This is a genomic window from Butyrivibrio sp. TB (genome assembly GCF_900110805.1).
Taxonomy (GTDB): domain Bacteria; phylum Bacillota; class Clostridia; order Lachnospirales; family Lachnospiraceae; genus Butyrivibrio; species Butyrivibrio fibrisolvens_C.
Genome location: NZ_FOER01000001.1, coordinates 173,101 through 199,478 on the forward strand (window position 1 = coordinate 173,101; position 26,378 = coordinate 199,478).

The window sequence follows — 26,378 nt, forward strand, 5'->3', positions numbered from 1 at the left end:
GCTTTTGACATCTACCTCATAATATATCTGACTAATCAGGAGGCACAAAAATATCATGTTTTATATACCAACAAGAGTTTTTACAGGTAAGGATGCACTTACTAATAATAAGGAATATCTGACAAGGCTTGGACATAAGGCTTTGATCGTAACAGGCAAGGGATCTGCCAAGAAAAACGGATCATATAATGATGTAATAGATATACTAAAAGAATCAAAAATAGAGTATTCTGTATATGAAGGCATTAATGAAAATCCTACTGTAGAGAGCATCATGGATGCAAGAGACTATGGCGTTTTAGAAGCTTGCGACTTTGTAATAGGTATAGGCGGAGGCTCAGCTCTTGATGCATCCAAGGCTATATCACTTATGATGTATCATAAAGATAGCAGCTGGGAATACCTGTACGATAGTTCTGTTTCTTCTGATATGCTGCCTGTTGCAGCGATACCTACAACCTGTGGTACAGGATCTGAAGTTACAGGTGTATCCGTGCTTACAAGACTTGACCTAAAGACCAAGAAGTCAAGTGTACATAAACTGTATCCGACAGTAGCTTTTGTAGACGGCAAATATCTAAAGACCGCACCATCATCTATTATCTGTAATACAGCTATGGACTCTCTTGCACATATGATAGAAGGACTTGTCCATAAAAAAGCTACAGATTATACCAGAATGTGCGCATCTTCAGGACTTGAGCTGTGGCGCAGCGTCAAAGATGTGATAAGCGGCGACAGACAGGCTACAGATGAAGATCTTCAGAATCTTATGGATGCCTCTACTATGGCCGGAATGACTATAGCTCAGACAGGTACGACTATCCCTCACGCTCTTAGCTATCCTATCACAATAGGACTTAATATTCCTCATGGTAAGAGCGTCAGCTACTTCCAGGCAGAGTTCCTTAAAGCTATGGATAAGGCTGACAGAGACTGGATCTTGAGAAAAGCTGGTCTAAAAGACCCTGACGAACTTGATGAACTTTTTAAAAAGGCATGTAATCCGGAAGAGATACCTCTTAAATATAGAGAGATAGCTTATGAAGAGCTATGCTCTAATAAGGCTAAGCTTTCATCTGTGCCATTTAAGATTGATGATAACGTACTTAGAAAGATTGCCGGAATATAAAACAGTGCAATAAGTCATGCTTTATATCTATGGTTTTAGTATATTCGCAGGATTGTAAGTCGAACATGAGGTGACAAGTTTGTTGTTATAAAAAGGGGGCTGCATATGAGAAGTATTGAGATCACAGATAGTCAGATGCTACTTGGAAGTGATGGCGAGATAGTAAATCCCGGCTGGGCCAGAAGCCTTGTCTGGCAGTACAAAAGGGATATGATACGTGCGCCAAAGTATAGGATCAAGGAGTGGGACTATTATATTGTAATCCATGATTCTATTGGCGGCGGAGATGAGAGCTTTGCTGCAGCATTCACTATATCAGATGATGGCTATATAGGTCTTCAGTCAGTATCGCTCCTTCATCTTGGATCTGGCAATCCTTCTGAGCATACCCAGACAGTCCTTAACCTTTTTCCTATGGGCAGGATGCATATGCCGGAGTCTTCTGCAGCCGGCAATTCACACTTTAAAAATGACAGACTACGCCTTTTGTATCAAAAAGATGAAAATGAAAGACATATAAAATGCGCTTTCAAAGACTTTAACGATGGCAAATTGCTAAAGGCAGATATAAAACTTGAAGATCCCGGGATGCAGAGTATGGTAATAGCAACTCCCTGGGATGAAAAGCACGCCTTTTATTACAACCAGAAGATAAATTGTATGAAGGCATCAGGCACTATTACCTTTGATGGTAGAACATATACTTTTGATAGAGATAGGGACTATGCAACCCTTGACTGGGGAAGAGGTGTCTGGACCTATGACAATACCTGGTACTGGGGCAATGGTAATGCCAGGATAGACGGTCACGATTTCGGTTTCAATATAGGATATGGTTTTGGCAACACCTCTGCAGCAACAGAGAATGTCATCATCTATGATGGCATAGTACATAAGCTTGATGATATTAATATAGAAATCCCCGGTGATGTGAGCCTGTATGATATGGACAGCCCCAAATATATGGACAAGTGGAAGATCACATCATCCGATAACAGGTTCAATATGACCTTTAGTCCTGTCCTTGACAGAGCAGCCAAGCTTGACTACAAGCTGATAGTATCCGATCAGCATCAGGTTTTTGGCCGCATGAGCGGAGTGGCAGTACTAGACGACGGCACAACTATTAAGATTCAGGATATGCTGTGCTTTATAGAAAAAGTACATAATAAGTATTGAAAATACGGAACGTTTCACTTGAACTCACCAGTGAGACGTTCCGTATAATATTAATTGAGCTATAAGGCTTCAGATGAGCCCGTAATGTTTAAGTCCGTTGTAGATTCCGTCTTCACGGATATCTGTTGTGACATATTCTGCGATAGCCTTGATGCGCTCATCTCCGTTACCCATGCAGATTGAGTGCTTTGCAAGCCTGAACATATCCATATCATTCATGCTATCGCCAACTACGTATACATCGTCAAGATCGATATTCTCAAGCTCCATAAGCTCTTTAATACCGGTTCCTTTAGAGTAGCCCTCTGGGATTGCCTCTATGATGACACCGTTGTGATTGATGAAGTCAAAATCAGGAAGAAGTGCCATGACTTTATCGAAGTCAGTTCGCTCACTTATGTCAGCACTGAACTTGTTGAGCCTTGTTCCTTTTTTGATTTCAGTAGTAGGCTTTGCAATGGGCCCTAGTCTTTCTTTTAATATCTCTACATAGGGATCGCCGACTTCATCGAAATCTTCTACGTTGAAGAAGTGATTCTCAGGCCCTTCAAAGACTACAGGCATGTGGTTGTCTGACAGAACCTTGAGTGCGCGAGTAATCTGTTCATCTGTCATTAGCTTTTCGTAGATAACTTTCCCATTTTTCTCAATATGAGTGCCACATCCTGCGACTATGCCTTCAAATCCAAGATTAAGGAGACTCTTTTCAATGATATTGGAGCGGGCTCTGCCTGTGTTGATGTAGGCTGCATGCCCATTGTCTTTAAGAAGCTTTATGGCCTCTTTGGTGCTCTCCGGTATAAACTGATGGAAGTCCCAAAGGGTACCATCTATGTCAAAAAATACGTATTTTTTCATAAATCCTAATCAACTCTCTTGAAAATGGAACATTTTCAAACTCAATGTTCTTAATTCTAAAAGACATATGTTGCTTTGTCAAATTACAAGTGCGAAGTTTAAATTACTAAATCTTCACCAATCTATGCAATCGCACTGAAAAGCACAAGTTATACAAATTGGAAATCTTCACTATCTATTGGGCATCTTAAATAAATCTTAAACATTTCCCTACTTGGAAGTTAAAGATTAGAGTTCTACAATGTACAATGTAACAAGATAGTTTTCGTGTTACAACCTTTTTATCCTTACCAGGACAAAATGTTTTGATCAAAACAAGAGGGGAGAAATGGGAGGTACCCGGAAGAGGTTCCGGACACTTTCTGACAATATCATGAGTAAAGTACTAATATGTGACGATGAACCTGATATAGTAGCAGCTATCAGCATCTATTTAGAGAGCGAAGGTCTTGAAGTTATTACAGCATCTAATGGAAAAGAAGCTCTTGATATCATGAAAGGCGAAGCTGGCCAGGATGTAAGCCTCCTTCTACTTGATATCATGATGCCGGTCATGGACGGTATCACAGCTATGGCCGCTATACGTAAGATTTCTAATGTGCCGATAATACTTCTTACAGCTAAGAGCGAAGATACTGACAAGATCATGGGACTTAACATAGGAGCTGACGATTATGTAACCAAGCCCTTTAATCCTGTTGAGCTTATAGCAAGAGTTAAGTCTATGCTAAGACGCTACACACAACTTGGCTGCATGGCAGATGTTAAAGAAGCAAGAGATGATTCCAAAATCGTTATAGGCGGGATAGAGCTTGATGATAAGGCCAAGGAAGTACTCCTTGACGGTGATGTTGTTAATCTTACGCCTATCGAATTTGAGATCCTTAAGCTTCTTATGCAGCATCCTAATGAAGTTCTGTCTCCTAAGAAGATATATGAAGTTGTATGGCATGATCAGGCTATAGGAGCAGAGAGCTGCGTTGCGGTTCACATCCGCCATATCAGGGAGAAAATCGAGTACGACAGTGCCAATCCCAGATTTTTAAAAGCTGTCTGGGGGCATGGATACAAAATAGAAGTATGAATAATATCTTTAATGAATAATACCTTTATGAGGGAGGTAATTAAGATGAGTAAAGTTTATAAGAGGTCTTCGCACCTGTTATATACAATAGGTATATGTGTTTTTTCAATGATCATGATTTCAAGCATTGTCATACTTAACGCTTTGGATGACTGCGGACTTATGTATACTTCAGGAACTTCTCTAAAGAAACTCCTTATGGATCAGGCAGCATATGATTATTCTATATGGGCCCTTTCTGATAAGGACGGCGATTATAATGAAGAGTTCATGAATGAAAAGGGCTGTAATATCGGAATCATAGAGACCGATAATGGCAATCTGGGGGATCTTGATCTTAATGACAGCAGCACTTATATTTACAGGAATTTTGATCAGGAACTTCCTGCCCAGTATTACATGACCAATGTATATACTTCTGATGACAGCGAGTTTTACCTTTCAGAAAAACTATATGACTTTTTGTTTGTAAATGGCAATGAAGTTTACAATTATGATATAGAAGAATATCAGCCAAAAGATATAAAGGGTATCGGCTATGATATGGTCGGTCAGAAGGCATATGTGTGGGACGGAGAGAATTTCATAGAACTTAATGATACCTCTTATAATTATAAGGCATCAGATGAAGGCGGCACTTACAATACTACCAATATCTATGACCGCATCTGGGCAAGCCAGGTACCGGAAGACTCCAACCAGCATTCATTTACAGCTGCAGCTGATGATAAAAATCAGACATCGCAAGAGGATGACTCTTCAAAAGAAAAAAAAGAAACTAATGTCGTTATTGAAGATGAAAAGATTGCAAATGAAGAAAATTCAAATGAAGAAAATTCAAATGAAGAAAAAGACAATTTGCTTCAAAGTGAAGAAATAAAAGATGAAGAAGAAAAGATGCTGCCTGCAGAGTCCATCATTACAACATCCGGTGATGCTAAAATACTCTACATTGATGACAAGGCATATCCTGCACTTGGAGATGATAACAGCGGATATATTCTTGAACTCTACGGCACTGAATCTTCCGGAGCATTGTCACTTTCCAATGTAGCTGACTTATCAGATCTTCATGATCAGCTTGGAAGTGAAGATTTAAGCGTATGTACTCTTGATACAGTCTCATCTGTAATGGAATATACTATGGATTCTTCATACAAGCAGTATATAGTGATCACGTTCCCAAGACCGGATCAGTCTCGTGACAGCTTCTTCGTACAGGCACAAAGATATCTTGGGATCATACCAGTCCTTCATGTTGCACTTCCTCTGCTTATGGTTATCTCTGGTATACTGGTACTGATATTATCTATACTGTTAGTAATAAGAGCCGGCAACTATGATGATCACGGAAGATTATCCACAGATATTCTGGCGGATTTTCCGATTGAGGTTACATTTGTAATCTTTGGCTGTGTTGAAAGCCTTGCAATTGCTGTGATTCATTATTCAGCAGGCTATGATTATAATACCAGTCAGTACGGCCTTGTGGTTATAGGAATAGGCCTGCTTATAGGAATCTATGCAGGAATATTGTGGGCTGAAAGCATCATTATCAATTTCAAGAGAAAACAGCTATTTCGTAATACACTGTGCTATAAAATGCTAAGAGCAATGGCAAGACCATTAAGACGTGGCATAGATTCTATTAAGACAGTTCTTGCTTCTATCAAGTGGGGATACAGAATAGCAGGTATGTGCCTTGTTATTGCTTTCGTAGAATACATGTCTATCGCTGTAATAGATGATAAGGAATCCCTGATGCTATTCTGGCTTTTGGAAAAAGTAGTTCTTGCAGCTATAATCATCAAGGTTCTAAAACAGTATGCTAAAGTCAAGAAGGCAGCAGTTGATATGGCAGACGGCAACATGGACGTTAGAGTTGATACTACTAAGATGTTCATAGACCTCGAAGAACATGGTCAGGCTCTTAATAAGATAGTAAGCGGTCTTAATACAGCAGTTAATGAGCGCATGAAAAGTGAGAGGATGAAGACAGAACTTATTACTAACGTATCTCATGATATCAAGACCCCTCTTACCTCTGTTATCAATTATGTAGATCTGTTGCAAAAAGAAAACTTTGATAATGAGACAGCCAGATCCTATCTTGAAGTTCTTGACAGGCAGGCCAAGAGACTTAAAAAGCTAATAGAAGACCTTATCGAAGCTTCCAAGGCAGCATCCGGTAGTATTAAGTTCAATATGGAGACTGTTAATGCCAGAATGATCCTGAATCAGTCTGTGGGCGAATTTGACGACCGCCTGACAGCAGGCAATATCACAGTTGTAACAGATGTTCCTGACAAAGATGTGTATGTAAGAGCTGATAACAGATACCTTTTCAGAGTCCTTGACAATCTTATGAGTAATATAGTCAAGTATTCTCAGGAAGGTACAAGAGCTTATATCGAACTTAATGAAGATAATGGCATGGTCAGGTATACCTTCAAGAATATCTCAAGAGACAAGCTTGGAATATCCGCTGACGAACTTATGGAGCGATTTGTAAGAGGCGATATGTCAAGAAATACAGAAGGCAACGGCCTTGGACTTTCTATAGCAAGATCACTTACAGAGTCCATGGGAGGCAAGATGGAACTGACCGTTGACGGAGACCTCTTCAAAGTGGATGTGACATTCCCCGAAGTAGTTAAGGAGAGCGTTGCATAGCCGCCCCCCTGAGGTGGAAGTTAGAGTTAATTATCAAAGCGCAAGTACAAACTCATCGTCCTTGGTGCAGGGACGCCACGTTTCGTCTCCTTCAGAGTTTGGATTGCCTGTCTTCATGAAGTTTGTCCAATAGCCTATCATTTTATCAGAAAGATCATGATCGGCTTTAGTAAATGGCCTCCAGCAGCGGTCCAGCGTCCCGAACATGTACCACAGCTCACTTGAATGGAAGGCGCCTGCATCATCCCCCGGAAGATCATGTGCGAAGTAGTAGACATAGGCCGGCTTTCTGCCAAGCTCCTCAAGCTTTTTGGACATAGATATACATCCGGTATATACAGGAGAGAATGTGCCGCTACTTAGCATATCATCTGTAACAGTTATGTCATTTTTGGTAGATCCAAGTAGATAGGGGATATCTTTGATATGACCTTTTTCTATAAGGCTGTCATAACCGTCTGTAAGAAGATGCTGATCGATAACAGGGGCAAGGAACAGTCCCTTGGCGATAGGGAACACCCTGCCCATGAAAGGTCCAAGAAGTGACAGGATCTTATCAGCGTCCATAGCCCTTAACTCTTCTAAAGTTGATATACCTGCAACTTCCATGAATATCTCACCGTATTGCTCCTGCTCTGACAAAGGCATATCTCTTGATAATCCGCCCTTATAACCGCCACCTGACTGCATGATGGCTTTGGCAATTATACCATCTGTTAATGGAGATGATATAAGAGTCTGAACGCTCATGGCTCCAGCACTCTGGCCGAAGACTGTGATATTATCAGGATCACCTCCGAAGCATTCGATATTGTCATATACCCATCTAAGAGCAGCTATCTGATCCAGTATGCCGTAATTACCTGAAGTATGATCAGGACTTTCTTTGGTAAGAAGAGGATGAGCAAGGAATCCGAAGATATTGCATCTGTATTCGACGCTTACAAGTATTACGCCCTTTTTACAGTAGGCTTCCCCGTCAAATTCTTTCTCAGTAGCATAACCTGATAGGAAAGCGCCACCATGTATCCAGAATGCTACAGGGAGCTTTTTATCTTTTACATCATTGGGAACCCAGATATTAAGGTATAGACAGTCTTCACTCTGAGCGCGTATCCATTCCTTATCACTATAGAACTCCGGCCCGTATAGAGGATCATTTATGCTAAGTTCCTGCATACAGGCATCATTGAATCTACTTGCTTCAAACACTCCATCCCATGCATCCAAAGGTTCCGGAGCCTTAAAGCGCAGCTCTCTAACAGGAGGCTTAGCATAAGGCACTCCCATATAAATAGTATAGTTTCCTTTATCTACACCGGATATTTTACCTTTTTTGGTTTCTATTATAGTATTCATGTCAGTTTAACCTCTGCTGTTTGGTTATGTTTTTTTGATACAATGCAGTCGCTGCAGGCTTTATAGCAGCCCGCAGCGACAAAAGGAAGGAAAATGATTCTTTAGTTATTAAATCTGTCGAGAGCGGACTGCTTTAATTCTACGACTCTTTCAAGGTTCATGCTCTTTACAGTTTCGATGAATTCATCATATTCATCAAGGCTTTTAGAACCTGTTACGAAGGAAAGGAGATTCTCCTGAATATAAGTACTAAGATCTGAGAATATATCAGAGTACTCGGAAGTCTCTTCAAGATTCAGGGATGCATATGACGGATAGTATGTAGCCTCGTGATCGAAGTCATCCCACACATAGCACATATTAAAGTCTTCTTCAGATACGAACTGAAGCTCTCTCTCCCAGTCATAGGATACACCCGGCCATGAAGGAACATAAGTATAAAGGCGCATTGCTTCATCGTATGAAAGACCATCTGCGTTATTAGAGATCACATCAGTGTATACAGGCTTTCCATCAACCATGTTGAAGGTCTCACCTTCTTTACCATAGTTAGCAAAAAGAGCTCCTTCTTCTGTGTACATATAGTCGATCCACTTGAGGATAAGTTCCGGATTCTTGCAGTCAGCTGAGATAACCCATGAGTTAGTAGTATCAGGAACTACATATCCGGCCTTTAATTCATCGCCTCTGTTCTCAACAGGATACTTAATAGCTGAGAAGGAAGCATTGTCATCATTCATGGAAGGAAGGAACAGGGCAGAAGGCATGGTATACATAGTGCAGGTAACGCCTGTGCTGTTGTTGGCCATAAGAACTGAGTTGCCCCAGAAATTGGTCTCTGATGCAAAGTCAGGATCAAGAAGACCCTCTTCGTACCATCTGTTCAAAAGTGTAAGGAACTGGCGGACTTTCTCAGGTTCATCCAGAAGGGCCTGTTTAACCTTGCCGTCTTCCTGATAGAAATCTGTGATATTGTAAACTCCCATGCCATATCCAAGGTTCCAAAGCCATGTAGGAACTGTGCTAAGAGGGGCAGCAGCGCCGTACTTGTCTTTGAAAGTTTTAAGCATGTTCTCCCAGTCTTCATAGGTTTCAGGCGTATCAAGACCGCACTCGTCAAGCCAGTCCTGACGTACTACATAACCGAAGAATGAAGGCTGTGACGTCTGAAGCACAGAATAGATCTGAACGTAGCGGCCCTCATCTGTGACAGCGGCTTTCTGCACATTTTCACTTGCGCTTTCCAAAGCTGCAAGATAGTGAGGAGCATACTTGGGAAGAAGATCAGTAAGATCTAGGAAATATCCATCATCTACTGCTGCATCAAGGCCATCTTTGTATACGATGTTACCCGTCTGTGAGTAGTACATAAGATCCGGAAGCTCTCCTGATGTAAAAAGAAGATTGAACTGCTCCGATTCTGTCTGGGCAGCAGGAACCTGCCATTCTATATGTACATTGGTACGCTCTTCAAGCTCCTGAAAAAATGGATTGTTGTTGTAATCACCGCCGTTTTTGGCCATTGCTGTTGGATCATTGGGCATAAATACGGTAATAGTTTCTTTTTCATCTGTAAGTGGAAGCTTAAACTCAGAATTCACATCTACAACTTCGCTGCCTGATCCTGATCCGGATCCCCCATTATCTGATCCGTCGGTAGATCCGCATCCTGCAAGAGCAGTTGTTGTCATGATAAGTGATAATAAAAGTGCGATTCTCCTTTTTTTCATATATAACCCTCCTAAAATCCTCTTATATAGTGTTGCACCGCTTGTCGACTTGCTGAGCTTAGTATAATTTTTGGCCTAACGTCCGGACAAGGGCTAGTTTTTTTAGGCGGGGATATTTTTGAGAAATCCAGCACCCAAAAATTGATCTAAGGTCTCAGTTATTGATTTATGAGCTGTTTCTTTTTTACTATATCTAAGCCATATGATACAATGACTTGGCAAGTTTTGATATCAATTTTTTATATTTGTATTTAGGGGATAGTTGCAATATGAAAAAAAGAGAAAGTATTTTTGGGGGTAGTATCTTTAGGTCTATAATGTGCTCGTATCTGGTCATCTGCGGTATCATCCTGGTTGGATCCATGGCGGTGCATTTCTATAATTACAAGGTAATAAGTGACAATATAGAGTCGATTGCAAAACAGAGGACACAGATAACTGCGGTAAGTATTGATAAGGAGTTTGCGCAGCTTATCACGAGTCTTCGAAATATTGCTTCTGACAGAGAACTTGTAAGGTCACTTGATATGTCGCAAAAGGAGCTGGGAGCTGACATCCATGAACTGGCGCAGCTTCGCCAGTTACTGCTTGATAATATGCACAGGAGCACTATCAAAGAGGCTTTTATCTATTATAATGACACAGATTCCATAATTACAGAGACAACAAGGCTTTGGAATTCGCAGGTTATAGACTCCTACATCAGTAGTCTTGGAATGACAACTGATGAGTTTGATAAGATCATGGATTTTCCCGGGATCACCGGAGGGTCAATTTTTGCAGACGGCAGAATCTGGGTCATGTTCAATGTCTATGATGATCATTACAAGAAAAAAGCTGTAATAGGCTTTGAATGTCTTGTAAGCGAGATCGTGCCCTATGAAGCGGACGGATCGGTTACGGCTTTGTATGACGGCGATGGCTCTGTATATGTTACGGACTGTGCGGGAGCGAATCTCTCAGAAGATACCGGGGAACTTACGGAAGATGTTCTGGAAAAAGATGGATACTACTACGTAGGAACGCAGCTTTCAACGATGCCATGGCGCGTCTTTGTAGGAGAGCAGAAGAACAGCCTTTACAGATCGATAACAATATTCTGGATCATATTAGAGATAGAGATCATCGGCGCTGTGCTGATCATGATATATATGTCAGCCAAATCTGCTACAAGACTGTGGAAACCTTTGCAGGAACTACTGGATGTAATTCAGGAAAAAGATGATGCAGGTTTCATGAAGACTTTCAGAGAGGTCAATAATAAGGTTTCTAAGATCATGACTGAGAATTCCCTGATGCAAAGGAATGTATCTAAACTAAAGCCTTATATGGATGAAAACCGTATCAGAAGAATATTAGATGGCGATATAACCTCTGAGGAAGCTGCCATCAAAGTGTTCAGCGAATACATAGGGCTTAAAGAGGGCGGATATTGGTCTATGGTACTTGTCAGGCCACAGAAAGACAAGAAAGGAGCTCTTTTAAAAGAAAAAGGAGCTCTATCTGTAGAGTCTGCGGACAAAGATATTATGTCTTTTACACTAAAGAATATAATAGATGAACTGACTGGTTCAGATGAATGCAGAGTCTATAAATATGGTAATGATTATATCGTATTCACGCCTTTGCCAGGTAACGAAATTCCGGATAGGGAAGATAAAATTAATTTTGAGAAAAAACTTGAAAGAATGCGCAGTTTTTATGATCAGACTATGGGAGAGCCGATATATATACTCCTTGGTGAAATATATAACAGTTTTAAAAACGTGCGTGAGATCTATCTTAATATAAGGAGCGAGCTTGATTACAGGATATTCTGGAGAGATGCCGGAAGTTCCCAGAGCATCTGGGTTATGGAGACAGATACCAGCCCCTCTGAAATGGTGGATTTCAATGAGTATTCTGATACTGTGCGTATGATGATGAACTATATCGAAGCAGGTAACTTCAAGCAGGCTTATCAGATGATGGATACCTACATAAGCCAGACGTTCCCTCACAATAGACGCTATCTCAAGCAGAATATCTATCGTATGTACGGACTTGCTGCAAGTCTTACCATGTCCATCTCATCAAGAATGGGCAAGGCGGATGCAGATTTTCTGGAATCGCTAAACTATGAAGAAAGACTTATGACAGTAACCAGCATGGAAGAACTCCGCGAGATCAGTAAGTCCATCTTCTCATCCATAATTGACTATATGGAATCTCAGGAAAAAGAGAGTATGCCTGCCTGGATGGATGACGTACAAGTCTACATCCAAGAGCATTACATAGATCAAGGCTTGTCTGTATCCGGAATCGCAGATGAATACGGCTTTACGGTATCGCATCTGTCTAGAACCTTCAAGAGTGTTATAGGTATAGGCCTTTTGGAATATATCCAGAAACTCAGAGTAGACAAGGCCAAAGAGCTCTTAGAAGAGGGCGCATCAGTTAATGACGCTGCTGTAGGCTCAGGATATCTTGATGCCAAAGCCCTAACCAGAGCCTTCAAAAAGTACGAGGGAACCACCCCCGGCTCTTATCGCGACAGCAAAAAACAGTAAAACACACCTGCAAAACATGCACCATCCATGGCTCCTGTGCCTGCCCAGCAAGCATAGGAGCCATGGATGGTGCATAGCATATGTCTAAAAGTAAGCCTTGATATCAAAAATTGTCCCTTCTTCAAAAGCAAATTCCGCATCTCAAAATCAAAAGCTGGTTCTGTTTTTAGAACGATATTTGACTTATTGTAGAGTCACCAGCTGAAACTTCTCGATTTTGTGGGAGAACGTATAGTACAAAACAGCGTAGGATTATCATTTTAGGGAGGGTTACAATGGCAAAAGAAAAGAAATTCACAAAAGAAGCAGTAGCAAAAGATATGAAACGAAACTGGAAGCGGTATCTTCTGGCGCTTCCGCTGATCATGTACTATGTTATATTTGCTTACCTGCCAATGTCAGGTATTCTAATGGCATTCTCAGACTATAAGCCCAAGTTTGGTATCTTCGGAAGTCTTTTTAAAAGGTTTGTGGGATTTAAGAACTTTACTGAGTTCTTCGGATCTTTTTATTTCTGGAGACTGATCAGAAATACCATACTGCTTAATGGCTGGAGTCTTCTGATAGGCTTTCCGTTAACTATTATCCTGGCACTTCTTATCAATGATATTGCTAATAAACATTTTAGGAAGACAGTTCAGACCTTAAGCTACATGCCATATTTCATCTCAATGGTCGTTGTATGTGGTATAGTAGTTGACTTTTGCAAGACAACAGGTGTTCTTGGAACATTGATGACAGCAATTACAGGTAAATCTCAGAACCTCCTTGGCGTAGCATCTTATTGGAGGACGATCTATATATCATCAGATCTGTGGCAGGGACTTGGCTTTGGAACTATTCTGTATATAGCAGCTCTTTCAGGCGTTGACAAGCAGCTCTATGAAGCAGCCAAGATAGACGGAGCAGGTCATTGGAAACAGCTCATCCATGTCACACTTCCGGGAATCAGCCAGACTATCATTATCATGCTCATCCTGCGCGTAGGTATGCTTATGGCATCAAGCTATGAGAAGACTATCCTTATGTACAATTCACAGATTTATGACACAGCTGATATTATCGCTTCTTATGTGTACAGAAAAGGTCTTATGGACGGCGATTACAGCTATTCAACTGCGGTAGGTCTTTTTAATTCACTGATCAATCTTGTTCTTATTGTTACTACCAATAAATTGAGCCGCAAATATACAGAGACTTCTTTGTTCTGATGATAGGAGGGAATTTTGAAAATGAGTACTGCATCAATAGAAACTATGGACCAAAATAAAATAAGCACAGTTTATTCTACTCCCAAGGAAAATAAAATAAAAAGCAGCGTATCAAGAAAGATATTCGTTGTTTTCAACTATACTTTGCTGACGGTACTGGCTATCGTCTTCATACTTCCGGTCATACATGTTTTCTTTTCCTCAATAAGTGATCCTTACTGGCTTAATACAAAGAGCGGCCTTGTGCTGTATCCTCATGGGGTCAACTTCACCGGATACAGGCTTGTCTTTAATAACAAGGATCTTGTAAGAGGCTTTGGCAACACGCTTATATATGTTACATCAGCAACTGTTATAGGACTTATCGTAACTATAGTAGGAGCATATATTTTATCAAGAAGAGATATGCTCTTTGCAGATACTATCATGATGCTGATATCCTTCACCATGATCTTCGGAGGAGGCATAGTTCCTTCATATATCATCATGCAAAAGCTCGCACTTCTAAATACAAGATGGGCTGTGATCCTGCCTGCCTGCGTATCTACATATAATCTTATCATCATGAGGACAGCATTCCAGACAGTTCCGCCTGCTTTGGAAGAGTCTGCAAGGCTTGACGGAGCGGGAGATCTGACTGTTATATTCCAGGTACTGCTTCCACTTGTAAAGGCAAGCGTTGCAACAATTGCTCTTTATTATATAATCGCTCATTGGAACTCATGGTTCCAGGCATCTATGTACCTTCAGGATCGTGAGCTCTTTCCGCTTCAGCTGGTACTTAGAGAGATACTTATAGTCAATGATGCCAATACAGCTTCCAGTATGACGACTCTGGATGCGGTATCTGATGCCAATGCTTTTAAGCAACTTGTCAAATATGCTGTTATAATAGTGTCTAGTGCGCCTATGCTGGTTGTATATCCTTTTGTTATGAAATACTTCGAATCTGGCGTTATGGTCGGAGCCGTTAAGGGCTGATACTTATAAAAATGTATATTAGTTTTAAAAGAAGTATTAAACAAAAGGTATACACGTACTATACGTATTAAATATACCAAGGAGATTTTTTATGGGTAAGACATGGAATATTGAGGAATTTAAAAAGACTGCCAGATCAGCAGCCGCAGAAGGCATTGTAATGCTCAAAAATGACAACAATGCACTTCCTCTTGGATCAGGAACAAAAGTGGCAGTATTTGGCAGAAGCCAGATGAACTATTATAAAAGCGGAACAGGTTCAGGAGGACTTGTTAACGTAGACTATGTAGTTGGAATCTATGAAGCTATCGCAGCTTCCAAAGATCTTATTGTCAATGAAGGCGTTAGAAGAGCTTACGAAGAATTTGTACAGCAAAACCCCTTCGATACAGGAGCAGGATGGGCAGCAGAACCATGGTTTCAAAAAGAAATGCCGCTTACAGATGATATGGTAACTACAGCATCTTCAGAATCAGACGCAGCTATATTCATCATAGGCAGAACTGCCGGAGAAGACCAGGACAATAAGAACGAGCAGGGAAGCTATCTTCTGACTGATGAGGAACTTGATGCTTTTAAGAAAGTAAGAAGTGCTTTTGATAGAACTATAGTCCTTCTAAATACAGGTAATATCATCGATATGAAGTGGACATCAGATATAGATCCTGACGCTATACTCTATGTATGGCAGGGCGGACAGGAAGGCGGCAATGCTGTATGCGATATATTAACAGGAGCTGTCAATCCTTCAGGTAGATTATCAGATACTATTGCTTATGATATTGATGACTATCCTTCAACTGAGAATTTCGGATCTGACAAGAAGAACGTACAGACAGAGGACATCTATATCGGATATCGATATTTTGAGACTTTTGCCAAAGATAGGGTATTATATCCCTTTGGTTACGGCCTTTCATATACCAGCTTTAAGATAGCTTACGATTCTTTTGACTATGATATGGAAGATGGGGTGAAGATAAGTGTAGTAGTTACCAATACAGGAGATATAGCCGGTAAGGAAGTAGTGCAGGTCTACGTACAGGAACCTCAGGGAGCGCTTGGTAAGCCTGCAAGATCCTTATGCTCTTTTGGCAAAACTGATATCTTAAAACCCGGAGAGTGCCAGGAGCTTAAATTCACGATTCCGTGGTATTATCTCTCATCCTATGATGATAGCGGTATCACAGGTCATAAATCTGCATACGTATGCGAAGAAGGAAACTATGTATTCTATGCAGGAAGTGATGTCAGAAGCGCAGATGTAGTTGGAAGCGTAAAACTTGATAAGCTCTATGTCATGCAGCAGTTAGAAGAAGCTTATGCGCCTGTTCAGGACTTTGAGCGCCTTGTTCCCGGAGTTGAAAATAATACTTTCGTAAAAGTATATGAGGATGCTCCTACAAGGACACTTGATCCTAATGTAAAAAGATCTGAAAGGCTCCCTAAAGATAACGTATACACTGGCGACAAGGGATATAAGCTTAGAGACGTAGAAACAGGTAAAGTAACTCTTGAAGAATTTATATCACAGCTGTCTGACAAGGATCTGTGCACTATGGTAAGAGGCGAAGGAATGTGCTCTCCTAAGGTAACAGCAGGAATAGCCGGAGCTTTTGGCGGTGTCTCAGACAGCCTTAAGGGGTTTGGCATACCTGTTGCCGGCTGTTCTGATGGTCCTAGCGGTATCCGTATGGACTGCGGAACACATGCATTCTCTCTTCCTAATGGAACCTGCCTTGCATGTACTTTTAATGAAGATATCAATGAAGCCCTCTTTAGATGGGAAGCACTAGATCTTAGAAGACACAGGATAGATGCTCTCCTTGGACCTGGAATGAACATCCACAGAAGTCCTCTTAATGGAAGAAACTTTGAGTATTTTTCTGAAGATCCTCTTCTTACAGGTAAGCTTGTTGCAGCACAGCTCAAGGGACTTCACAAATATGATGTTACAGGTGTTATCAAGCACTTTGCAGGCAATACTCAGGAGTTTAAGAGACATACAGTCAACAATGTAATGTCAGAAAGAGCTCTTAGAGAGATATATCTGAAAGCTTTTGAGATAGCAGTAAGAGAAGGAAGTGCAAGAGCCATCATGAGTACATATGGCCCTGTAAATGGCATCTGGACTGCCAGCAGCTATGATCTGCTAACTACTGTTCTTAGAAATGAATGGGGATTTGACGGTATCGTAATGACTGACTGGTGGGCTATGGGCAATGATGAGGCCGGTGCACCCGGAGATTATGCCAACGTAGCTTCTCAGGTCAGAGCTCAGAATGACCTTAACATGGTCAATAGCAGCGCAGAAGATAACTCCAATAAGGATAATCTTGAGACAGCCCTTGAGTCAGGGACTCTTACAAGAGCAGAACTTGCAAGAAATGCAGCTAATATCTTGAGATTTATCCTTAAGACTCCTGTATACAGACATATGCTGGGTGAGGAATCAGAGCTTGATATAGAGCTCAAGGATGCAGTATCAGAAGATGATGCCAAGCTTCAGGATATGATCAAAGTCAAGATGAATTCTGACGTGACAGAGCTTGATGCTTCTAAGATAGTAGTTGCCAAGGGCGCTGCAACAACTTTCCTACTCACAGCACCGTGTAAGTGCCTTATGGACCTGGAACTTGTGGTCCGTGCTGACAACCAGCCTGATGTAGCACAGCTTCCTGTATCTATCTTCCAGGACAAGTCGCTTATAAAGACTGTGACACTTACCGGTATGGACAAAGAGTGGCAGACTATCAAAGTCAATCTGTATCCTTCATTTGTCGGTAACTTCTATTTGAAGCTCTATTTTGCCCAGGGTGGTCTTGAGATTCAATCTGCAAGGGTAGTAGTCACCAAGAATATGGAAGAAGAGTTTAAGAGAGGCATCGCTGAACTTGGCTGATATGCACGCTTAAATATATAAAGAATTTAGACTATATAACAAGTGTAGAGCTTGTATTTCTCCTGATATACAAACTTTACACTTGTTATTGATTATTTGTGTGTTCATATTTTTATATTTTTGCCGATATACTATATACAGTTTTGGTGTTGTTTGTAAAAAGTATATGATTAATGATGATGGTATAGAAAATGATCAGATTGCTGTTTTGATGCATATTCTATACCCAGGAGGCCCAATAACAGTATGTATTATTCAGTGATTGCTGCTTTGGCGCTCATAGTGAATTTAATACTGAACTGGGAATATATCAAAGCTTTTAGATTTAAAGCAGGTACCAAGGATCAGGTAGAGCAGATCAAACTACGCTATAGCCATTTTCTTGCTTCTATTAGCGACTTTTATATTATTGAGATCTTATGGGGATTATTATACGATTATCATGATGTTGCCTCGCTTTTTCCTGTAATTTACTCGATTACCATATTCTATTTTATCTTTATACTCCTTACTATGTTGAACTGGACCCGCTATATAGTAGCTTATCTTGACAGGGATGGCAGCATCCGAGGCAAGGTGCTTCTATATTCAACATGGGTCATGTTTATTCTGGGCCTTATAAGCCTGCTGTTAAATAGATTTTATCATTTACTTTTCTATTTTGATGAAAATCACAGATATGTAGCTACTCATGGTAGATATCTGATCTTTACTATTGTACTTATTTACTATGTGATAATTTCTGTATACGAGCTCTTCATAGCCTTTAGAACATCCGGTCGTAAACGTATCAGATATATGGCGGTTGCTATATCGAGTTTGATCTTTGGTGTGTCAATGTTCTTTCAGATACTGGCATCATTTTTCCCTTTATACATTATGGGACTTATGGTAGGAACCTGCGTGGTTCACTCGTATGTAGAAGCAGGTCATAAAAAAGAGAAAAAGATCCAGGATAATATAGCATCAGTGATGGCGCAGGATTATGAAGCTATATACTATTTTGATATAGAGACCGGAGAGTATATGGAATTTGCAAGAAATCCCAAATATGACTCTATTGACAGATCCTATGTAGGCAAAGATTTTTATCATGATGCTATAGTTAATATAAAACATTCAGTTTATCCCGAAGATAAAGAGTATGCCGAGAACTTTTTTACCAAAGAAGCGATAAGTGAGAATATCAAAGACAGAAGATCATTTTCATTCAAATTCAGAGTTGTTGTAGCAGATACGCCGAGGTTCTTCCTGTTTACATATATGCCGGCAGGCGATGGCAGTCATATCATCTTGTATGAAAAAGATATAGAAGATGAACTTAGAGCAGAAAAAGAAATATCTGAAACTCAGAAAAAGACAGTTACTTTCAGTCAGATAGCAGAAAGTCTTGCATCCAACTATGATGCTATATATTATGTTGTCATTGAGAATTCTAACTATGTCAGCTTTGAGATCAACAATATCTTCGGGCAATTACAGGTGGGGCAGTCCGGGGATGATTTCTTTGGAGAATGCTATACCAATATCCCCCTTATCATTCATGAGCAGGATCGTGATATGGTAAAAGAATTCCTTGATAAGGACAAGATGATCACAGCTTTAGAAACTTACAAAAGCTACACACTTAATTACAGGATCGTAGTAGCCGGCGTTGTCAAATACACCAGGATGATCGCCCGTAAGAGTAGCGATGGAACCCATTTCATCATAGGTGTTGAGAATATTGATGAAGAGGTCAAAAAAGAGCAGGAGCATTTCATGGCGCTTAAGACAGAGAAAGAGCTTGCAAGGCGCGATGAACTTACAGGAGTTAAAAACAAAAACGCATATAAAGAGCTTGAAGAGTCTGTTCAGTACAATATGGATCATGGTATGGACTACCTGCCTTATGCGATTGTAGTATGTGATGCCAATAATCTTAAGAAGATCAATGATACCCTTGGACATGTGACAGGAGATGAATATATTAAGGCATCTGCGATGCTCCTTTGTGTTGTATTCGCCCACAGTCCGGTATTCAGAGTCGGCGGAGATGAATTTGTAGCATTTGTCAGAGGTAGTGACTATGCCAATAGGAATGAACTTCTAGAAAAACTTCGAAGCCAGGTGCTTGAGAATCAGAAGAAGGGCGAGGGAGCAGTCATAGCATCAGGTATGGCTGAGTATGACCCAGATAAGGACAAGCTTGTATCTGAAGTCTTCGAACGGGCAGACAAGCAAATGTATGAAAATAAGCAAAAGTTAAAAGAAATGGAATCTAGCGGGTAGAGAAATCTACCTGCTTTTTTCTTTCCAAAGTATAGATGATTATTGATATATGTAAATTCGTTAAGATGAAGATTCTAAGGCTGATAGAAGGAAATACGTGGTTGTTTTGTTGTGATTTTAGAATGTGAATTATTTGTTTTTGGTGTTGACAAATAATTTGAAAACAATTAAAATGCTTTTCGGTCAAGAGAAAAAATCTAAAATTTTTCTTGATGAATATTGAAAAAGGGGAGAAAAATGAAAAGAAAAAGTTTTATTGCTCTAGCTTTTGCAATGTCGTTGGCAGGGGCAGCAGGTACAACAATCACAGCAGAGGCATCTAGTCTTACTCAGGCAAATAATTCATCTCAGGTTAAATATGGTGTAGTCAATGAAGAGTTTAAAGCTATATTAAAAAATTTCTTTGATGCTAATTACTATGCTGAAAATAATCAGGATGTTGTAGATGTACTTGGTACAAATCCTGAGGATCTTTTTGAACACTTTATAAAGTGTGGTATTTGGGAAGGAAGAAAAGGTTGGCCAGATTTTGACCCAATAGCATATGCAAGTGCATATCCAGATTTACTGGAAGCTTATGGAGATGATATTCTCAGTTATTATATTCATTACATCAATTTTGGACAGGCAGAAGGTCGTACACTTACAACAGTTGAGGATTGTAAAGAAAATGGCATTGCTATAGTTCCTTTCTTTGGTAATTATGAAGTTGTTGATGCGAGTTATTATTATGCTTCAGAACTTCTTGAAACAACAGATTATGAAACTGTTCAGGAGGCTGTTGAAACTGCGAGCGCACAGGGCGGATCAGTAGTTGTAAATAATCCTGAAACTGGAGAATCATATGTTATTGCACCAAGCAATGTTAGTCTTCCAGAAGGTTACGTAAAGCTTGGAACGCTTAAGACAAATGATGGTGTAAATATTTATGTTTTAAAAGCACCAGCAGGATATGTTATTGAAACAGATGATAGTAATTCTACTAGTGAGGATGAAGATATTGATAATATGGTTGCTGTATTAGAGATTGAGGTGTTTTCTCCTGATTACTTTAATGAAATAGCTAAAAATTCATCCGATCCTGATTATAGTGCTACAGGTGTTCCGGAACAGGGAAATATGGCAGTGGGCCGTGGTGTGCAAATAGCTGATTCATCAAATATCGAAGGTGATGTTACTACTTCAGATGGATCAACAGGTACAAATGAGAGCGTTCTTCAAGTAACACAAGATGGTGAAGAATATGAATTCAATATCGGAGTTGATGAAAATGGTACAGAAGATTCAACGTATGACTATGGTACTGTTGTAGAGGATAATGGCGATGGTACTGTTTCGGTTACAGTAGTTGTTACTAATCAAGATACAGGAATGGTTCATGAAGATACATTTACATTCCATGATGGTGAAAACGAATAATAAATAACATAAATGTACATGTTCTTCTTATAATAATAAAGAAAGACGTAGTCTTTGGTGGTGTCCACAGACTGCGTCTTTTTTTAGGATAATCAAACTTTGTGAAGACCTTCTAAAGTATATGTGGGACAAACTGGAGGGCATATAATTGTGATGGCTGTGATGGCTGTGATGGCTGTGATGGGCTGTGATGGCTGTGATGCTGTGATGGTAACACTCTAACGAATGGACAGGTAATATAATTTTTTGATTCTCAATAAAAATATATCGAATAACGATAAAAATATATTGACAATCGATTCTGCGAGTTCTATTATAATCTCAGAGCTCAAATAAATCTCCATGGAGGAAATTATGGACAAACAGAATAATGCAGGCTCATCTATGAGCGTAAAGGTAACGAAAGTATTCATAATAGTGCTTTCACTGGCATCGGTACTGGTATGTATCGTTGGACCTAGGATCGTAAGATATGTGACCTTGGAATCACATGACGGAGTATTTAACTCACCATGGTTCATAGGGTATCCCAGATTCTGGATGATTATAGTACTTGGGTATATCTGTGCTGTTATTTTATTCGTAATGCTATACCAGCTGTATATGCTTGTATGTAGGATAGATAACGATGAAGTCTTTTCCCAGCGCAATGTCAGATCATTGAAGATCATCAGCAATGTGGTGCTTATGGCATGCATTCTTACCTTTATCATGGGGATAACCTGCGGATATTTTATTCTGCTTATCTTTGCAGCAGCTGCATTTATGACAGCGATCATCAGAGTTGTCATGAACGCATTTGCCAAGGCAGTGGAAATGAAAGACGAACTGGATTATACAGTATAAGGAGAAAAGCCATGATAAGAGTTAATTTGGATGTAGTTATGGCGATGAGACATGTCAGCTCCGGTGATCTTGCAGACAGAGTGGATATAACTCCGGCCAATCTTTCAATCCTAAAGAATAATAAAGCCAAAGCCATCCGATTCACTACGCTTAATGCGTTATGCAAGGAGCTTGGGTGTCAGCCCGGAGATATTCTTGAATATGTTGAGGATGAGGAGAATGCTTAAGAGTTTTGGGGGAGCACGATCTCTTTGGCTTTATAAGTCAGTATGACAGATTGGAGATCGATATGGAAAAAATATCTGAAGCTAAAGTTTATAAGTTTTTTGCAGTCGTTAGTTTTGTAATAGGCTATTTTTATCTTAAGCATGTGCTTATTAATGATTTTTTTGAAGGCAACTATATAGGCCATGAGTATATCAAGTGGCATGTACCATTTTTTGCAGTTTTATTTATTGCTTTTACAGAAGGCTTTGCATATCTTATGGGCAATACTTATGCAAAACTTAAAGAAGCAGGAAGGTCTGTAATAGAGCCGGCTATCCTTATAGGATGTATCATCATCCAGTCTGTGGCTGCTTGCATTTATGGGCTTCATGATGACTGGTGGTTCTATCAGTTTTGCATCTGGCATTTTACGATCGTATACTACGTGCTTAGCAGGATGGGGGTTCTTGTTGCTGGCCGAAGCGGTATCTTTTTTCCTTTGGATGCGTTTAGAGGCATGGTGGTGATCCCTTTTAGCAACTTTATCTTAAGTGCGCAGAAGCTGTTTGCAAGAACTTCGCATACATCAGTTAGATCTAAAGTTAAAAAGCAAATTGCTAAAACTGATATTGGAATCATCATAGTAAGCGTTATCATAGCTTTGGTGGTCTGCGGATATGCTTTTTCACAGCTTATAGGAGTATCTGAGACATTTGCAGCACTTGGCAATGGTATTACCAATTTTATGATAAATATAATTTCGATAGATACAATATCTGATTTGGTTTATTCCTTCTTTGATGATTTCTTTTGTTATTTTTTATTCTCTATACCGGTAGGATGCTGGCTGTATGGACTTGTAGCTGGTTCACTTGGAATGAAAAAAGATTCTGTAACAGATGAGAAGCTTGAAAAAGAATCCTATCACAGGCTTCCTTCATATTCTGCATATATCATCATTGGAAGTGTATGCGTATTGTATGCTATCTTTTTTGTCAGTGCATTTGTAGATGTGATGAGCGGCAGTATCGCAGCAACTGCACCGCAGGCATCACGAGAAGCTGTAGGAAGTTTCTGGCAGCTTATAAGAGTAGTCGGTCTTAATATGGTTATCATGTTCGCTTCATGCTTTTTCTCAAAGAAAGCATTGTGGGTTGAAAGTGGAACCAGGATCCTTGCAACGGTATTGTTTGTATTCGCACTTTGCTTTGCACTGCTTGCAGCATGGAACCTTGTAGGTGTATACATTGCCGTATACGGGATAACGCCAAGGCGTATACTATCTTCATGGGTAGTTGTCAATGTCATCAGCTGGTGCATCCTTATACTTATAAGACTTTATAAGAAAATACCTGCAGCACAGATCGGAATCCTGTTTGCAGCAGTGACATTCTCACTTACTGTGTGCGGTAATTTCTAAGAGGCTGAACTGCATAGCAAGGCCTTCCCGCTTGGACGGTGCAGTATCCGCAAAAAATTTGTGAGGGCATAAAGCCCAAGAGCAAACAGATAATAAAACATTGCCATGCTGTTAATTGTTTTATAAATTCATGGCATGATATCTGATAACTTTTATTCTTGGGTCCAAACTCGCTTCTCTCAGCCAGGTGGCCCCCGGGCAGAATAAAAATTATCATCTATCACGCTCATGAATTTTATAAAACAATTAAAAAGCGTGGCAATGTTTTAGTATCTCCGTGCTCGTATGTTTTATGCCCCCACAAATCCTTTGCGGATACTGCTCCGTCCAAGCGGCTAAATTTATATAATAGGATAATAAAGAGCTTATAGATTATTGATAACCTATAAGCTCTTGGTTCTATCTATATATATTTACTGAAACTTCGCGCTGGCGTATGTTTGGCTAGTGCGATGTGTGAACTATTTATATTTTGGGGATTATTAAAGCATCTGATCAGGTGCGATCTTATATTTTGGTTTGTAGATTATGGGGTGCTTTTTAATGTAATAAAAGGCGCATATAAAAGCAGATGCTGTGATATATCCGATAGCATCCAGAACAAGATCCTGGGCATCGAAGTGGCGATATACTATAAAAGTCTTGTGAATCTGATCGCAGAAGCTTGCCATGGAGCATATACCAACAGAATACATAAATATAATTTTGGTAGAAGAGGTGTTGTTCCTCAATTTCTTGCCGACAGGAGATGTGATGATCATAAGAGTCATGAAAAGGCCAAGTGCGCCGAATTCATATATGTGAGCCATCTTCCTTGCACTGTTAAGTTCCAGCATAAGCCATATGGCATTGTGATAATGCTTTGGGAACAGCTCCGGAAAAAGAGACACTATAAGATTCTGAGTGCTTATTGTATCAGCACCGCTTTGCCTTGTGAGATGTATGATAAGCGCAAGTACTAAAGCAGTTGAAAATGTTAATGAAAGGAACATTAGATCAATAGTTCTACTCGTTGTTTTCTTCATAGTCAGTCACCCCTTTTTGAAGATTTTGTAGTAAACAGTTTTGGTGATAAATTACATCTGGATTGTTTACTATACCCTTGAATTAATTTCATCTTGTTAACGTAAACCGAAAATAAAGCAATTTTTGCAATTGTTTAAATAAAATATGTACACGTAAAAACGATTATATATGGACGCATGAGAAAGTATTCCTGTTCTTACTGCTAAAACCAAGAAAATAAAATGCAGGCAGTACGATGAGGCGTATTCCTACTGCTAGAAAATCAAGTTTTCATAAAGGATTCTTTACATTAGAAAACAATGATGATAGACTAAATTGGTAACATTCTTTTACACATAGAGGTATCAAGGCATTTTCGCCAACTATCCCCTATTTGAATTTTGAAGCATTGCAGATATTTACGTTGTTACTATAATTTCTGATAATTCTTTTTATTCTAGGACACCTCTGGTGTATTTGGTGTTGCAAGCCTAAAAACCAATACATATAATGGAGGTAAGAAATGGAAAAAGTTGAAGAATTCCCAGCTAATAGGGAGCATAAGGACAGACTGTTTAAGGTAGTGTTTTCTAAGAAGGAGGCGCTGCTAAATCTTTACAATGCCGTAAATGGGACTGAATACGATAATCCCGAAGATATTGAGATTAACACAATTGAGGATTTTTTGTATATGACCATGAAGAATGATGTCTCTTTTCTTTTTACAGAGACGATGAATCTTTATGAGCATCAAAGTACAGTTAATCCCAATATCCCATTTAGAGGGCTCATCTATTTGGCTAAGCTATATCAGAAAACAGTATTTGATAAGGCTGATTTCTACGGAAGTAAACTTGTAAAGATTCCGACACCACAATTTGTAGTATTTTACAATGGTTGTAAGGATGAACCTGACAAGAAAATATTAAAGCTTAGTGAAGCGTTTTCAGGAGAAGGAAAATATAGACCTGCGCTTGAATGTGAAGCTACAGTACTAAATATAAATTACAAGCATAATAAAGAACTGATGGATAAGTGCAAAGAACTTAGAGACTACGCAATTTTGATTGACAAGATCCGCAGGAATCAAGCTAAGGGGCTGTCATTGAATGATGCGATTGATGTAGCTATCGATGAGTGCATAAATGAAGGTGTCATGAGAGATGTCCTTACTAACCACAGGCAGGAGGCGAAAGAAATGCTGTTTACAGAATATGATGAGAAAAAGCATATTAAAAATGAGAAAAAGATTTCTTTTGAAGATGGAATAGACATCATGAGTAGTTTATATAATAAACTCGAAGAATTGAATCGTTTGGATGATTATGGTCGGGCAATGAAGGATCCAGAATATAGGAAATTACTTTTAGATGAAATTTTTCCTGATAGGGATAAATTTGATGATATGATTTGATCCTGATACAGTTCCAGTAATGTAAAAAAGAGCCATAAATAGCACTAAAATCTTAAAGTGTCTATTTATGGCTCTTTTTGCAAAATGCATTTCACCGCCGATTTGTGCATCTTACCAGTGCACGCATTGAATAGAGGC

18 protein-coding genes are annotated in these 26,378 nt (G+C 39.7%); 14 read left to right on the forward strand and 4 right to left on the reverse strand.

Annotated elements, in window-relative coordinates; translation table 11 throughout:
- The first annotated feature begins 55 nt into the window (after positions 1-55).
- Both BMX21_RS00805 and BMX21_RS00810 read left to right on the forward strand, forming a co-directional pair.
- Positions 56-1,132, forward strand: coding sequence for an iron-containing alcohol dehydrogenase family protein (locus tag BMX21_RS00805; RefSeq protein WP_092040123.1), 1,077 nt, complete (start codon positions 56-58; stop codon positions 1,130-1,132).
- A gap of 105 nt (positions 1,133-1,237) precedes the next feature.
- Positions 1,238-2,311 (forward strand): DUF2804 domain-containing protein, encoded by a 1,074-nt coding sequence (locus tag BMX21_RS00810; protein ID WP_092040128.1) that lies wholly within the window; start codon positions 1,238-1,240, stop codon positions 2,309-2,311.
- 69 nt (positions 2,312-2,380) lie between these two features.
- Here the strand turns inward: BMX21_RS00810 and BMX21_RS00815 are convergent, their stop codons facing one another.
- Complete coding sequence (locus BMX21_RS00815) at positions 2,381-3,169, reverse strand: Cof-type HAD-IIB family hydrolase (protein ID WP_092040132.1); 789 nt, start codon at positions 3,167-3,169, stop codon at positions 2,381-2,383.
- Between the two features lie 373 nt (positions 3,170-3,542).
- Here BMX21_RS00815 and BMX21_RS00820 point away from each other — a divergent pair, with 373 nt between their 5' ends.
- Together BMX21_RS00820 and BMX21_RS00825 are read left to right on the forward strand one after the other, a co-directional pair.
- On the forward strand, positions 3,543-4,253 hold the full coding sequence (locus BMX21_RS00820; RefSeq protein ID WP_027207104.1) for a response regulator transcription factor: 711 nt from the start codon (positions 3,543-3,545) through the stop codon (positions 4,251-4,253).
- 45 nt (positions 4,254-4,298) lie between these two features.
- Positions 4,299-6,926, forward strand: a complete 2,628-nt coding sequence (locus BMX21_RS00825; RefSeq protein ID WP_177173876.1) for a sensor histidine kinase — start codon at positions 4,299-4,301, stop codon at positions 6,924-6,926.
- 33 nt (positions 6,927-6,959) lie between these two features.
- On the opposite strand, the gene BMX21_RS00830 is transcribed toward BMX21_RS00825, so the two are convergent.
- Both BMX21_RS00830 and BMX21_RS00835 read right to left on the reverse strand, forming a co-directional pair.
- The gene (locus BMX21_RS00830; protein WP_092040138.1) at positions 6,960-8,285 is read right to left on the reverse strand and encodes a carboxylesterase/lipase family protein; all 1,326 of its coding nucleotides are present in this window, start codon (positions 8,283-8,285) and stop codon (positions 6,960-6,962) included.
- 101 nt (positions 8,286-8,386) lie between these two features.
- Positions 8,387-10,015 carry an extracellular solute-binding protein gene (locus BMX21_RS00835; RefSeq protein ID WP_092040143.1) on the reverse strand — a complete coding sequence of 543 codons (1,629 nt, stop codon included), beginning with the start codon at positions 10,013-10,015 and terminating at the stop codon, positions 8,387-8,389.
- A gap of 269 nt (positions 10,016-10,284) precedes the next feature.
- On the opposite strand from BMX21_RS00835, the gene BMX21_RS00840 reads away from it, so the two are divergent.
- The 9 genes from BMX21_RS00840 to BMX21_RS00880 all read left to right on the forward strand — a co-directional run bounded on the left by BMX21_RS00840 (position 10,285) and on the right by BMX21_RS00880 (position 23,821).
- Entirely contained in the window at positions 10,285-12,564 is a 2,280-nt protein-coding gene (locus BMX21_RS00840) for a helix-turn-helix domain-containing protein (RefSeq protein WP_092040148.1), read from the forward strand.
- A gap of 275 nt (positions 12,565-12,839) precedes the next feature.
- Complete coding sequence (locus tag BMX21_RS00845) at positions 12,840-13,775, forward strand: ABC transporter permease (protein WP_027204011.1); 936 nt, start codon at positions 12,840-12,842, stop codon at positions 13,773-13,775.
- 21 nt (positions 13,776-13,796) lie between these two features.
- Positions 13,797-14,756, forward strand: coding sequence for a carbohydrate ABC transporter permease (locus tag BMX21_RS00850; protein ID WP_207647631.1), 960 nt, complete (start codon positions 13,797-13,799; stop codon positions 14,754-14,756).
- 91 nt (positions 14,757-14,847) lie between these two features.
- Entirely contained in the window at positions 14,848-17,658 is a 2,811-nt protein-coding gene (locus tag BMX21_RS00855) for a glycoside hydrolase family 3 protein (RefSeq protein ID WP_092040151.1), read from the forward strand.
- Between the two features lie 246 nt (positions 17,659-17,904).
- Positions 17,905-19,929 (forward strand): diguanylate cyclase domain-containing protein, encoded by a 2,025-nt coding sequence (locus BMX21_RS00860; protein WP_092040155.1) that lies wholly within the window; start codon positions 17,905-17,907, stop codon positions 19,927-19,929.
- 237 nt (positions 19,930-20,166) lie between these two features.
- Positions 20,167-21,348 carry a hypothetical protein gene (locus tag BMX21_RS00865; RefSeq protein WP_027207102.1) on the forward strand — a complete coding sequence of 394 codons (1,182 nt, stop codon included), beginning with the start codon at positions 20,167-20,169 and terminating at the stop codon, positions 21,346-21,348.
- A 354-nt stretch (positions 21,349-21,702) separates the two neighbouring features.
- Positions 21,703-22,194: a DUF2975 domain-containing protein gene (locus BMX21_RS00870; RefSeq protein ID WP_027207101.1), complete on the forward strand. Its 492-nt coding sequence runs from the start codon at positions 21,703-21,705 to the stop codon at positions 22,192-22,194.
- Between the two features lie 11 nt (positions 22,195-22,205).
- On the forward strand, positions 22,206-22,421 hold the full coding sequence (locus BMX21_RS00875) for a helix-turn-helix domain-containing protein (RefSeq protein ID WP_022754408.1): 216 nt from the start codon (positions 22,206-22,208) through the stop codon (positions 22,419-22,421).
- 62 nt (positions 22,422-22,483) lie between these two features.
- A complete protein-coding gene (locus BMX21_RS00880; protein WP_143057187.1) occupies positions 22,484-23,821 on the forward strand; it encodes a DUF4153 domain-containing protein in 1,338 nt (445 codons plus the stop codon).
- A gap of 482 nt (positions 23,822-24,303) precedes the next feature.
- On the opposite strand, the gene BMX21_RS00885 is transcribed toward BMX21_RS00880, so the two are convergent.
- On the reverse strand, positions 24,304-24,846 hold the full coding sequence (locus tag BMX21_RS00885) for a VanZ family protein (protein WP_027207099.1): 543 nt from the start codon (positions 24,844-24,846) through the stop codon (positions 24,304-24,306).
- A gap of 503 nt (positions 24,847-25,349) precedes the next feature.
- On the opposite strand from BMX21_RS00885, the gene BMX21_RS00890 reads away from it, so the two are divergent.
- The gene (locus BMX21_RS00890; RefSeq protein WP_027207098.1) at positions 25,350-26,240 is read left to right on the forward strand and encodes a hypothetical protein; all 891 of its coding nucleotides are present in this window, start codon (positions 25,350-25,352) and stop codon (positions 26,238-26,240) included.
- The last annotated feature ends 138 nt before the right edge of the window (positions 26,241-26,378 follow it).